Source organism: Mucilaginibacter ginsenosidivorax (assembly GCF_007971525.1).
Lineage (GTDB): Bacteria > Bacteroidota > Bacteroidia > Sphingobacteriales > Sphingobacteriaceae > Mucilaginibacter > Mucilaginibacter ginsenosidivorax.
Window position 1 is genome coordinate 1,629,091 of the sequence record NZ_CP042437.1, and the last position, 12,640, is coordinate 1,641,730.

Here is a 12,640-nt window from a genome sequence, read left to right on the forward strand (position 1 = left end):
CTGAATGGCTAATAATGCACTTTTGCCATCATAATAAGCATCACAACTATCAACATTTATCCTCATGGAAATAAGGCCGGCTACAAAACAGGATTACGACTCAATTTGGGAAATATTCTCGAACGTTATACAACGCGGCGATACCTACGCATTTGACCCTGAAACCCCAAAGGCCGATTTAGACAAATATTGGTTTGGCAGCCCCATTGAAACTTTTGTTGCCGAAGAAGATGGCAAAATACTGGGCACTTATATATTAAAACCCAACCAGCCTGGCCTGGGCAGCCACATTGCCAATTGTGGCTATATGGTGCATCCCGATACCCGCGGCAAAGGTATAGGCAGTTTATTATGCCTGCACTCTATTAAAACAGCTAAAGAACAGGGTTACCGCGGCATGCAATTTAACTTTGTGGTTTCAACTAATGAAAAAGCCGTAAAGCTTTGGCAAAAACACGGTTTCGCCATCATCGGGACCACTCCTGGCGGGTTCAGGCACCGGCAATTGGGCTTTGTAGATACCTATATTATGTACAGAAACCTGTAGCTTAAACTTATTGCTTTCCTGAAACGGGCGGAGTGCTCAGATTGGTATTTCTTTTATCTGCCGGGATCTTTAAAAACGCTTTGTAACTGGTATCCAAATAACTAACAAGGTTAAAAGCAGCACTAAAATAGTTTTTGGTTGATGGGGTATACAAGATCAGAAAATCATCCATATCCTTTCCTTTCAGGGGCAGGTACTTAGCCATATTTTCGGCATTAAAAACCCTGGCTATCTCATCCTGTTGTTGTTGATCCTTCAAAAAGGCGGCTTGTTTAGCTTTTCGTTTTTCATCCTTTTTAAAATAATGTAACCTTATGGCAACGCCGCCTTTATAATATTGAGGATATTTTTCATCGGGCTGGTAAACCACAGTTTGATTATGATAATCGGGCGATTGGAACGAGCCTGTGTGCTTGGCTTCGGTTGCAGTAACATTAACCTGTTTAAGCATATTATGTTCAGGTACCAGGAAAATTTCCATTGGTTTATTGTCGGTCAACAGCACGGTATCTGCCCTGTAAAAACTACCACTGAACACCAACACCTCTCCCACTTTACCTGCGATGGTAAATGAGCCACCTTTATCTGTTATAAAAACTTTATGAGTGGCCTGGTTTTCAATTCTGATGCCTTGCAGCGTTACACGTGTTTTATTTTCAAATACAACCCCGGTTTGGATAGTTTGCCCAATGGCCAATGCCGGAATTACGCCGCCCAGTAGTAATAAAAGTAGATGTTTAAGCATGTTTAAAAATAAGCATAAATCCAATCTGTAACTGCAACGAAATTGCATTTTAACTAAAATTAACATTTAACTATAAATAATTATACCTCAGATACTTAAAAGTCATTTTATTGAAAAAAGATAATTTTTAAACTAACTTTTAATTTAAAAAAGTAATTATATTTGATGTCGGTTTTTAACAGAAATCTTTAAACTTGATTTTGAATACACAGTTACAATCTTCCGGAACCGTTGTTGAGGGCAAATCATTAGCTGTTCATAATCTGTACAACAACTACGCGGCCATGCTATTGGGGTATATATTTGAGGTTGTAAAAAACCGATCAGAAGCCGAGCAATACCTCATCGATGTTTTTACCGACGCCCAAAGCCAGATTGATGAATTTTATAAACCAGGCGTAAATGCGTTTTGCCGCCTGCAACTGATGGCCCGTAAAAAACTGGCAGATATTTTTGTAAGTATCGGGGAATGCAACATTGCCGACAGTCAACACCAACAGCCGTTTTCAGGCGCAAACAAGTTTATCCAACAAATGAATGCCCAACAACAATTTGTTTTTTGTGGATTGCACTGGCATGGCAAAACCATTGGTAAAGTTGCAGCAGAATTAAACAAGTCTGAAAACGACATCAGGAAAATATTGAAGGAGTGTTTTACGATTATCAGGAACAGTAAATGAGGATTGAGGATTACATAGAGAGCGGGATACTGGAAACCTTTGTAATGGGCGCTGCATCTGAGGATGAGGTTAAAGAACTAATGTATATGAAAGCCATGTTCCCGGAGGTTAATGAAGCCTTGCTACAATTGGAACTGGATATGGAGCGTTTAGCTCAAAACATGGCAATTACTCCGCCGGCCGATACCTGGAATAAAATAGAGCAGGAAATAAACGACGTTATTTTACACGAAGCCACCCCACCCGAAAAATACGCCCGGCAAAACAGTGAAGAGGAATTTGACGGCAACAAAAATTACAACAACAAACATCATTATATAGAAGTAGAAGCCGAATCGAGTCACATGAAAATACACAAAAACTGGAAATGGGTTTTTGCTGCTGTTTTTGTGCTGGGTAAGATATTTTTAGGCTGCGCTATTTATTTTTATTTGGAGAACAGACAGGCACAACAACAAATACAGGAGTTGAAAACCGAGCTTAAACAAGTAAAAAAATAATACCAACTTACTGGTATATGATGACGTTGGCTGATGTAATATATTTGACCTCCTTACCTTTATTATGAACCAGCTTATTGATGCTAACTCATTTGAGTACAAGTACGAACGACTTGAAAGCTCAGAACTTATCGCTATTATCCGCAATTCAAGAAACTTTCAGCCTCTTGCTGTTGAAACGGCTTACATCGAACTCCAGCGCAGGGACCTGCCGCCAGAACAGTTTAAAGAAGTAAATGACGAATTTAATCTTTACCTGAAGCGTAAAGTTACCAAACAAACACAGGAGCTAAATTCGCCAAAGGCGGAGCAAGCAAAAAAAGCGCCCGTAAACCAGCAGTTCTTCTCGGCAAAGCGGGTAATCGGCATTGTTTCATTAACCGTGTTGGCAGTTTATTTCATTACGCTTGCCCAGGGCGATACCGCCGTTTTGCGCATGATTACCGAATCCAGCTCGTACCGTCCGTCTTTTTTATTTATTGTAGTGCCTTATTTAATGTTGCCATTGGGCGCCATTGGTTTTGGTTTGAGAAAAAAATTAGGATGGATAATGCTGTCCTGGGCCGTAATGTATAACGCGCTTAAACAGGCCTACTTTTTTAAAAAAGACCTGGATATTAAATTAAATGACCGCTATGCCGATATCATATCAACAGACGAAGTTATCCGGAACATAATAGTTATTAGTTTTTTCGTACTGATATCCGTAATAGTTTGCCTGCCCGGCATCCGCGCCAAAATGAAAACCGGTATATTAACTATGGTGCTAACCATGGTTGCCGCAGTTGGCTTTTTAGCATTGCAGGTAATGAAGGTTATTTAGTCAGTGGTCAGTGGTCGCTTTAAACATAAATGGCGCATCTCGCGATGCGCCATTTATGTTTAATAGTGGGTGATTTTGAAATTTCTCTTGACCCGAGAGGGTGAACAGGAGATGAGCGCCATAGCAGGGGGTCTCAGAACTTGCAAACACACCGCTTTTCGCCTGAGCTAACGCCTGCCTTCCCAAGGAAGGAATCCCACAGCGCTTGTTTTACCACTATTCACTATTCACTGCTTACTACTCACCACCACTCACTGCTCCACCTTCTTCATTGGCTTTTTGCAGTTTTTTAAGCATTTCGCTGCCAATTAAGGCGTCAATAATACCGTTGCCGCCACCTTCTTTGCCGCTTACTAATATCTCTGGCACTAACTTGATTCCGTTGCTGGCAAGGGCTTCGGCTACTCGCACAATAGCGTATTGTTCGGTACCCATGGCTTCGGTTTTTTGTTTGGTAACTTCGGCTTCGGCCATACCTATGGCCTTAATTTTAGCACCTTCGGCTATACCATTCACTTCGGTAGCGTTTGCATCAGCTTTGGCGTTCACAGTTTTGGCTTCGGCATCAGCCTTGGCTATCGTGATCCTCACTTCCGCATCTGCTTTGGCGTTAATGGTTTTGGCTTCGGCCTCACCACGTGATGCGGCAACCCTTGATGCAGCCATTTGTGTATTTATCTCAACCTGGCGGGTTGATTTTACAACCTCTGGCTGCATGTCTGCACCGGCACGGGCGCTTTCAAATTCTTTACGTTCAATTTGCGCGTGGCGTTGTATCTCGTAAGTTACTTTTTCCTGCTCGGCTATTTTACGGTCGGTTAAGGTTTTCATCAAAGCAGCCGGTGGCACTATATCGCCAATCAGGGTATCTACGCCAATTACGTTGTAGCTTTGCAGCACAGTGCTAATGTGTTCTTTAGCATCGTTTTGCCTTTCAATACGGTTAGCCAAAAAGCCGATAACATCACTCCGTTGGGCCGAGTTACGGAAATAGTTGGCAATAGTAGGCTCCAATACCTGCGATACCAGGTTTTTCATTTTACCAAAACGAGCTATCACCTTTGGTGCTTCGTTACGCGGAACGTGTATAATTTGCGACACATCAAGGTTGAAGGTAAAACCATCTGACGACCTTACGGTAATAGTACACAGGTTTTTGTCCAGCTCATGTGCTTCAGTACGGCTGTCGGCCCAGTTAAGCACGATGTTGGTAGTAGGCACAATTTCAACCGCGTGGGTATAAATGTTTACGGGGTGTTTACCAGGGTCAAGCGGTTCGTCCCAAACACCTTTTTCGTTGCGTTTTACAATGTTGCCATGTTTAAAGGCATCACCGCTGGTATCTTTGCCTTCGGGGCCAACAAAGGAGTTAACCACACCTACATAACCAATAGGTATGTATATCATATCTACCTGTTCAACAATTACAAACCAGGGGTTAAGGTAATAAGTACCGGCCAGGATAACATCCTCCTGCAAACCCTTACGGCCGCCGGCGTTGATGAACGCTATAGGGTCCTGGTAGTTTTTATGCCCTTCTACCGAGTAGCCGGCAATTTCGCCTTTGGCCAGCGGCTCACCATCCAGCGTGGTAATAATACCTACTTTGTTTTCCTGTATCTGGGTAATAGGTACCGTTACAATCTCGAACAAGAAAGTATTGATACGGTAACTACCCGGGGTAAGAAAAGCGGCCTGCGGGCCTTTTTGACCATTGTTATCAAGGAACGCAATAGCATCCTGGAATTTATCGCAGTTTACCGGTTTACCAAGCACACGGCCTGTATCAAAGGATGCACCGTCCTTTGCTTTTACCAGCCCAAGCTTGTTTTGCTCAATAATGGTAAAGGGCTCCATGGTAATACCATATTGCCAGGGCCACATGCCCCAGTACAAGCCCGGCGCAAGCGCTTTGGCCTGCATACCTGCCTCGCCATTGGTGGCAATGATACGTCCATCGGGCAACCGGGATTTACTCGATAGTGTAAACTTTTTAACTACAAGGCCAATACGATCATCAGGGACGATCACCATCCCAAAGAATACGCGTAAAACAAATTTGTACAGTACCAATAATAAAATTAGGGGCACAGCATAAAACAACATAACAATTGATTTGTCCATTTTTTTAAGATTTAGAATTTAATTTTTTTTTGATTTTTTAACGGAACCCTTAAGGTGCGGGCCCTCACAATACTAAGTAGCATACCTTTTGGAAGGGAGTCCTTGGCTATTTAGTGTCATTTAGACAGTTACGGTTATAGGTTGTTACAACAATTTTAAAAAATATTTTTTGATTTGGGAATTCGGATGTTCGAGTTAAGGTTTACCAAGAATAGTTTATTAATTATTTTTTGACAATCAACAACTTACCAAACTACTTTAAGGCCAGCAGATTTGTATTGTTCCACATTTTTATCTTTACTAAGTAGCGTTAAGTTATTAGTAATAGCTTGCCATATCAACATTCTATCAAAAGGATCCCGGTGCCAGTTCGCGGCCAATTGATAATAGCCTGATGATTCAGATGGTAAAAGCGGCAGTAAACTAAACCCGGTTTCTTCAGAAAGTTTTGGTAATTGTTCAGGAGTTATACCATTTAGATCGAGTTTGCCTAATGAATATTTTAATGATATCTCCCAAAACGTTACAGCGCTTACAAAAACCTCGTTATTTCCATCTTCCAAAATTCTAATCACTTTAGATGACAGTTTCTTCTGATCTGATATAGCCCATAATAGGGTATGGGAATCAAGGAGAAAACTCATCCCAAAAATTCCTCCTCGGTCATCTTAAAGTCCGGTTTAAAGTTAGCGCTTGCTTTTCCTTCCAATAAACCAAGCTTACGTTTTGGTTTTATTAGTTGTGATTCAGGTAAAAAATAACCAACTATTTCTTTTTTTTTGCCGTAAGTAACTGCAAAACCAACCCCTTCTTTAACCTGTTCAAGTACTTCGGCAAAATGAGCTTTAAACTCACCAACAGTCATAGTTTTCATACTAACATTCTTTTTAACAATAATACGATTTACTTAACAAGTTGTCAAGTTAAAATACCGTATCCGATACTTTAAATAAAACTATAAACAAATTCCGATTAATATGAGTTTAAAATATATATCACCATTAAACCCCATGATCATGTCAGCATCAAACAAAACAAATACAAAAAAACCAACTCCCGATACCAATAAACTTCAAAAACAGGAGATTAAAACCGATTTGCCACTAAGCGAAAAAGACGAAGTAAAAAAAGCTGAAGAACGAATGAAAAAACAAACGAAGGGCAAATAATTTTCTGTTTATTTTGGCAGCAATTTTATAGCTTAGGCAAACAATTATACCCGTCATTATGATTAAACATAGCTTTTTATTGTTTGCTGTTGTATTGCTGTTCATCAGTGCCTGCAAGCCATCGGTTTCGGTTACCACCCTTACCGGCAAATGGAAATATGTAAAGGTAGAACACCCCAACGCCAGCCCTCCCGATACGATGAAAAAGGCCGATTTGGATGAAGTGGCACCATACATTCAATTTACACCCGAAATGAAGTTTTTGATTGTGTGGGGTGGTAAGTTTTTAGCGCATGGCACCTTTACGCTTAATGGCGGCAACATGAACATGACCGAAAAATTAGAAGATGGGAAAACACGCAGCTATGTTTTCACCGTATCGGAACTTACGGAAAACAAGATAATTTTTGAAACTATCGGTGTTGATGGATCGAAGGTGACGGCGTTAAGAGCGAGTAAATTCTGAGGTCGGTTGCCTGTGGCGTGAGGCGTGGTTCTGGTTGTGTGCGGCGAGGTTCAGATAGCGGCTAACCGTTTCCAGAATTGATAATCCATAGGAAAACCAGCAACTTAAATTGGTTACCTGAAATCATTTTACGGACCCGCTAAAAATATTTTCTCTCAAAAGGTGATATATCTTCCCTAACTTGCACATAGTAATAAACAGTAAACAATGGATACAGTTAAATTACAGGAGCAGGCACAGCGAAGGCAGGAGCTTTTTGTAGGGCTATATAAACAGACGTTCCCGGCTGTTGCAAAGTACGTGGCCCGCTGCGGGGGCTCGTTTGATGAGGCTAAAGATGTTTTCCAGGACGCATTACTCAATTATTACGAAAAAACTGGACAGACCGGGTTATCTGTTAACAATAGCGACGGAGCTTATATTTACGGTACCGCCAGGTATCTGTGGATAAAACGTTATAAAGAAGGCGGCCAAACGTCGCCGCTAAATGAGACTCTTATCGTCAACACTGCGGAGGAAAACATCAGTTTTCCCGATGATAACAAACTACTCCACTTTTTGGAATCTGCAGGCAAGCAGTGCATGGAACTACTCCGCTCGTTTTATTACGATAAGCTGCCCATGACCCAGGTTGCCGAAACATTTGGCTTCTCGGGCGTACGATCGGCCACCGTGCAGAAATATAAGTGCATAGAAAAAGTAAGGGAAACTGTTAAACAAAAAGCACTAACCTATGAGGACTTCCTTAAATAACATAGCCCGGATAGAAGCACACCTGCTTGGCAGCCAAAAACCCATGGATGCTTTACTGTTTGAAGCCACGCTGTTACTGGACGATAGCCTGTATGCTGATGTTTCTGCCCAAAAGCAAGTATATAGCCTGGTGCAGCAATATAGCCGCAAACAATTAAAGCAAGAGATAGAGGCAGCTCATGAGCAACTATTTACCCGGCCCGAACATTTAAGTTTCAAACAAAAAATAGCAAGATTATTTGGGAGGCCTTAAGCCCGAAGTCGAAAGTTCTAAGCCTGAAGCCACCGATCCTAATAAACAAAAACAGAGCTATGATTTAGAACTTCCGACTTAAAACTCACTACTCACCACTCACTACTTCAAACCATGAATATTGATAAACAGGAATTCCGCAAATATGCGGTCATGCACCATGCTATTGCCGGTTCGCTGGTAGACAGCTACATTTCAGGGGTCGAAAAAAGCGCTTTGCCAACTGCCATGACACCCTATATTACCGAAGAGCGCGAAATGCGCGTAGCCCAGATGGACGTATTCTCACGCCTGATGATGGACCGCATCATTTTTATGGGCCAGGCCGTTGATGATAACGTAGCCAACATTATCCAGGCGCAACTGCTTTTCCTGCAGTCGACAGATGCTAAAAAAGATATCCAGATGTACATTAACTCGCCCGGAGGTTCAGTATACGCCGGCCTGGGCATTTACGACACCATGCACTTCATCAGCCCCGATGTGGCTACCATTTGTACAGGCATTGCCCTATCCATGGGAGCGATACTATTATGCGGTGGCGCCGCGGGCAAAAGGGCTGCTTTAAAACATTCGCGCATAATGCTGCATCAACCATCAGGTGGGGCACAGGGCATGGCATCGGATATCCAGATAGCAGCGCAACAAATATTACTAATGAAACAGGAATTGTATGAAATAGTTGCCAAACACAGCGGCCAGCCTTACGAAAAAGTTTACCAGGTATCTGACAGGGATTACTGGATGATAGCCGCCGAAGCCAAAGAATTTGGAATAATTGATGAGGTGCTGGTGTAGGCGGATGTGCAGATTATAGATTTCAAATGTGCAGATGGGGTGCTGATTTTAGATCGGGGCAATGTCGAGTTGTAAAAAGGGTTGTCATTGGCAGCCTGTCGAACCATAGCGGGTAAAGGCCTCTCCGCACGGGTCTTCGACAGGCTCAGACTGACAGGCCCGTTACCCTGAAAATTTATCACATCATGGATAACTTGTTCAACATCATTTATCAATATTATTTTCTTTCAAAAAAACATTAATGCGCAGCCATCGCCGCGCCAGCCACCGCTTCCACCTTATTCTTAATAAACCGCTTTCCTACAAATAATACTACAAAAGCCACAACCGATGATGCCGCCATTACACCGGCCATTGGCAATGTGCCCTGATTTTGAATAAGTGTGATGCCGTATGATGCAAGCGCACCTATCGCCATTTGCAGCGCCCCCATTAATGCCGATGCCGAGCCCGCGTTTTTGGTAAACGGTGCCAACGATAAGGCGGATGCGTTGGGGCTGGAAATGCCAACACAGCACAAAACACCAAATATCATAACTATTGTACCAGCCATACCAAACCAGCCATTTAATGAGCCTGTTAAAAACACCGCCGAAATGATGACCAGGCAAATCACCGTAACGTTTATAATTCGCTCGCTTTTATAATACCTAACCAACAGGCTGTTCACCTGGCTTGCTCCAATAAAGCCAATTGATAGTCCGCCGAAAACCCATCCGAACGCACCTTTGCTTATTTTAAAAATACCGATAAAAACAAGCGATGACGATGCCACATAGGTAAACAAACCAGCAAATATAAAAGCGCCGCTTACTGCGTAAGTAAAAAATTGAGGCTCTTTTATAACCGCCCAAAAGTTAGTGATGATGGGTACAGGCTTAAGCGAATAAGTAGGATCGGGCTTGTAGCTCTCGGGCAGGAAGAAAAATACGGCAATAAATATCAGTACAGCTATCACAGTAAGTACCAAAAATATTGCCTGCCATTCAAAATGATTAACTATAGCGGTGCCCGCGGTTGGGGCAAGCATGGGCGAGGCGCCCAACACCAGTATAAGCAGGGCAAACACCCTGGCATTGTCCTTTACCGGGAATAGATCGCGCACCATGGTCATTGCTGCCACGGTTGCAGCACAGCCTCCAATGGCCTCAAAAAAACGCATTCCCACAAGCATCGGTAGCGACGTCGAAAAAAAACATCCTACCGAAGCAACGATATACAAAACGAGCCCGAAATAAAGGGGGCGTTTACGGCCAAACCTGTCAAGTAACGGTCCATATAGTAGTTGGCCAGCCGATATGCCGATAAAAAAGCTCGACATGGTCAGCGTCATCTGCTCTGGGCTGGTATGTAAATACGCGGCAATGGTATCAAAAGCCGGCAAATACATATCAATTGAAAATGGCGCCAGCGCTGTTAGCGAACCTAATATAAGGATAAGGAAGAAGTATCTTTTTTTAGTCATGTGATTTTGCGGTCAATAATCGATAAACCATTGTTTATGGATTTTGTTAATCAGAAACCTGTGGGCAAAGATAGTACTAACAACAGATAATGGTTGCCAGGCATCATTAAAGGTGCTTTTATTGCCATAGGATAACATCCTAAATTATCAACCAGAGATTACCTGTCTACTAAGACCATAGACGTCTCAACTAAAACGTCTCTCCCAAATTCAGATTAATTGATGAGTAATTGCGGCTTACACCATAATCGAGGCTAATATTTGTACCTGATTTTTTATTGAACTTAAACCGCAGACCGGTGCCTCCCGCAGGGTGCCAATAGGTAAATTTATAGGTATCTGGTTCGGTTACCGAGTTCACGTTGGCAAATAAAACAAAGCCCAGCAAGCCGTTGCGGGTAATATCGCGGCGATACTCGGTTTCAAAATAAGCCAGTCGCTGGCCACGGTAACGGTTTTGCTGAAATCCCCTGCCCGACCGCTGGTACGGCTCCCAGCCTAAACTGGGCAGGTTTAAATAAGGAGTGCCCGGAGTAAGCGATGTCCAGTAATACGTCCAGAATGCCAGTACATTTTTAGGGCCCGAGTTGGTTAGTGAAACATACTTACGCAAATCGATGTATAATGATTGCCAGTTGGTATGACTGCCCAGCGCTTTGGTATTAAACCGGTACGAAACATTGGCATAAACCCCGGGCAAAGGATCAATGGAGTTTTTGCGTGTATCATACAACAAATTAAGGGTAGCGCCCGATGAAAATGCATCCTGCCCTGTAGCGGTACCATATTTATACTTCGTAAAATCGTGCAGTGTTTGTTGGCCCTGGCTATCTATATCAACATAATAATCAAGATTATACCCTACACCGGCATAAAAGTAAGGCTTTATTCTTTTTAGCACAGTTTGATAAAAGCGTACGTAATTATAGTCAACCAAAAATTTGTGGTGGTTATTCATGTTGCCCCCAAGCCCCCACGTATATTGCGGATAAACCAATAAACGGATGTCTCCAATAACATTCCACTGATTATCTTTAAGCCAAACGCTTGAACGAATGGGCAAACCGTACCGCCCCCTCAGATTAAAATAAGGGGTAAATACCACGGTAGAAAGATTGGTAGTCTTTTGATCGCCCAGGTAAAAGCCTGCGGTAGTTGAGGTAAACAGTGCCCTGCCCCCGCTCCGGCCGTCAGACGTTGAGATAGGCAAAAATGAGAAATAAAATTTCTTTTTCTCGGTAACCGATACCTTCCTTGGCTTAACATTAAATACCGACCGAAAAACGTCTATCAAGTCCCGTTGCGGAATGGTATCTGTTGGCATTCTTCCTGTATCGGTATTAAGCCTGCCAGTTTGTGCCATTATAGCAAAAGGTATTAAACAAAACAATAATGCTATAAACGTTTTAACCATTATTTATTCAACGTAATATGTACACCTGCTGTTTGGCATTTTGCCGGTAAAACCAAACTTTTAACGGATAACCCGTCTTTAACGCATTTATCTCGCAAAATTTATTTTTACACTTCGCTGATAATAGCACACTTAAGATAATAAAAAAAGCCCGCGGTTGTAGTAAAACCGGGGCTTATAAAACACTTTTAACTTTTTTTAACCTTTATTGGTACTTAACGGTAGTTACGGTAGTGGTTTTGCTATATGGATGTGCATGATGTCTTGGGTGGGCCCTGCGCCACGCAATACGGCGGGCGCGCTCTTTTTTCTCCCTTGCCCGACGGGTTTCATTACCAATAATATAACCGCCGCCGGCGCCTATAGCGCCTCCTATTAAAGCGCCGCCAACATTATGCCCTATCAGGCCACCTGCAACGGCACCACCAGCACCACCTATTATAGCGCCCTTACCCTGGTCGCTTATTCCCTTTTTCTTTGAAGTTTGAGCCTGGGTGTTCTGCGCAAATGTTGACAACAGGGCGAAAAACAGGCAGGCAAATATGATTAGCTTTTTCATGGTATAATGTATCTGATAAGTGTTAATAATTATCACCTATACAAATAGCAGGCCAAATATTCAGTTTGCAGTAAGCCGGGTGCAGTTTGCAGCAGTAAGTTTTTAAGCTTAATGTTGGTTTGGGCGTATCCCTGCGGGCCGGGCTATCCGCTCATACTGCACAGGCATTAAGCGCGAGGCCGGTATCCGCTTTTATCCCTTACGCAACTTGTCTGAAATCAGGATTTTCAGAATTAAAGAATTAACAGAATTTTAAACACGATTTAGTGATTGTAACAAGATTAACAGGATTTTTCAACTGCAATATTTAACATAATGCCAACTCACAACTCACTACTCACAAC

16 protein-coding genes are annotated in these 12,640 nt (G+C 42.5%); 9 read left to right on the top strand and 7 right to left on the bottom strand.

The features are described 5' to 3' along the window. The first annotated feature begins 64 nt into the window (after window positions 1–64). Entirely contained in the window at window positions 65–547 is a 483-nt protein-coding gene (locus FSB76_RS06710) for a GNAT family N-acetyltransferase (protein WP_147052865.1), read from the top strand. Between the two features lie 7 nt (window positions 548–554). Here the strand turns inward: FSB76_RS06710 and FSB76_RS06715 are convergent, their stop codons facing one another. After that, window positions 555–1,292: a hypothetical protein gene (locus FSB76_RS06715; protein ID WP_147052866.1), complete on the bottom strand. Its 738-nt coding sequence runs from the start codon at window positions 1,290–1,292 to the stop codon at window positions 555–557. A 200-nt stretch (window positions 1,293–1,492) separates the two neighbouring features. Between FSB76_RS06715 and FSB76_RS06720 the strand changes: the two genes are divergently transcribed. From FSB76_RS06720 to FSB76_RS06730, 3 genes are all read left to right on the top strand, one after another. Further along, window positions 1,493–1,972, top strand: a complete 480-nt coding sequence (locus FSB76_RS06720) for a sigma-70 RNA polymerase sigma factor region 4 domain-containing protein (protein WP_147052867.1) — start codon at window positions 1,493–1,495, stop codon at window positions 1,970–1,972. Beyond that, entirely contained in the window at window positions 1,969–2,472 is a 504-nt protein-coding gene (locus FSB76_RS06725; RefSeq protein ID WP_147052868.1) for a hypothetical protein, read from the top strand. Before FSB76_RS06720 ends, FSB76_RS06725 begins: the two co-directional genes overlap by 4 nt. A 64-nt stretch (window positions 2,473–2,536) precedes the next feature. Beyond that, window positions 2,537–3,295, top strand: a complete 759-nt coding sequence (locus FSB76_RS06730) for a hypothetical protein (protein WP_147052869.1) — start codon at window positions 2,537–2,539, stop codon at window positions 3,293–3,295. Between the two features lie 237 nt (window positions 3,296–3,532). Here FSB76_RS06730 and FSB76_RS06735 read toward each other — a convergent pair whose 3' ends face one another. From FSB76_RS06735 to FSB76_RS06745, 3 genes are all read right to left on the bottom strand, one after another. Next, a complete protein-coding gene (locus FSB76_RS06735; RefSeq protein ID WP_147052870.1) occupies window positions 3,533–5,419 on the bottom strand; it encodes an SPFH domain-containing protein in 1,887 nt (628 codons plus the stop codon). 245 nt (window positions 5,420–5,664) lie between these two features. Continuing rightward, window positions 5,665–6,063, bottom strand: a complete 399-nt coding sequence (locus FSB76_RS06740; RefSeq protein WP_147052871.1) for a type II toxin-antitoxin system VapC family toxin — start codon at window positions 6,061–6,063, stop codon at window positions 5,665–5,667. After that, window positions 6,060–6,293 (bottom strand): type II toxin-antitoxin system Phd/YefM family antitoxin, encoded by a 234-nt coding sequence (locus tag FSB76_RS06745; RefSeq protein ID WP_147052872.1) that lies wholly within the window; start codon window positions 6,291–6,293, stop codon window positions 6,060–6,062. Before FSB76_RS06745 ends, FSB76_RS06740 begins: the two co-directional genes overlap by 4 nt. A gap of 142 nt (window positions 6,294–6,435) precedes the next feature. Between FSB76_RS06745 and FSB76_RS32070 the strand changes: the two genes are divergently transcribed. The 5 genes from FSB76_RS32070 to FSB76_RS06765 all read left to right on the top strand — a co-directional run bounded on the left by FSB76_RS32070 (window position 6,436) and on the right by FSB76_RS06765 (window position 8,858). Next, on the top strand, window positions 6,436–6,588 hold the full coding sequence (locus FSB76_RS32070) for a hypothetical protein (protein WP_158642856.1): 153 nt from the start codon (window positions 6,436–6,438) through the stop codon (window positions 6,586–6,588). A 58-nt stretch (window positions 6,589–6,646) separates the two neighbouring features. Continuing rightward, the gene (locus tag FSB76_RS06750; protein WP_147052873.1) at window positions 6,647–7,054 is read left to right on the top strand and encodes a lipocalin family protein; all 408 of its coding nucleotides are present in this window, start codon (window positions 6,647–6,649) and stop codon (window positions 7,052–7,054) included. A 207-nt stretch (window positions 7,055–7,261) separates the two neighbouring features. Beyond that, complete coding sequence (locus FSB76_RS06755) at window positions 7,262–7,807, top strand: RNA polymerase sigma factor (protein WP_147052874.1); 546 nt, start codon at window positions 7,262–7,264, stop codon at window positions 7,805–7,807. Next, window positions 7,788–8,060, top strand: coding sequence for a hypothetical protein (locus FSB76_RS06760; protein ID WP_147052875.1), 273 nt, complete (start codon window positions 7,788–7,790; stop codon window positions 8,058–8,060). Before FSB76_RS06755 ends, FSB76_RS06760 begins: the two co-directional genes overlap by 20 nt. Before the next feature lie 114 nt (window positions 8,061–8,174). After that, the gene (locus FSB76_RS06765) at window positions 8,175–8,858 is read left to right on the top strand and encodes a ClpP family protease (protein WP_147052876.1); all 684 of its coding nucleotides are present in this window, start codon (window positions 8,175–8,177) and stop codon (window positions 8,856–8,858) included. Between the two features lie 238 nt (window positions 8,859–9,096). Here the strand turns inward: FSB76_RS06765 and FSB76_RS06770 are convergent, their stop codons facing one another. The 3 genes from FSB76_RS06770 to FSB76_RS06780 all read right to left on the bottom strand — a co-directional run bounded on the left by FSB76_RS06770 (window position 9,097) and on the right by FSB76_RS06780 (window position 12,296). After that, the gene (locus FSB76_RS06770; RefSeq protein WP_147052877.1) at window positions 9,097–10,323 is read right to left on the bottom strand and encodes a multidrug effflux MFS transporter; all 1,227 of its coding nucleotides are present in this window, start codon (window positions 10,321–10,323) and stop codon (window positions 9,097–9,099) included. 190 nt (window positions 10,324–10,513) lie between these two features. Then, window positions 10,514–11,686, bottom strand: coding sequence for a BamA/TamA family outer membrane protein (locus FSB76_RS06775; RefSeq protein ID WP_225976439.1), 1,173 nt, complete (start codon window positions 11,684–11,686; stop codon window positions 10,514–10,516). Between the two features lie 256 nt (window positions 11,687–11,942). Next, window positions 11,943–12,296, bottom strand: coding sequence for a hypothetical protein (locus FSB76_RS06780; protein WP_147052879.1), 354 nt, complete (start codon window positions 12,294–12,296; stop codon window positions 11,943–11,945). Window positions 12,297–12,640: the final 344 nt, after the last annotated feature.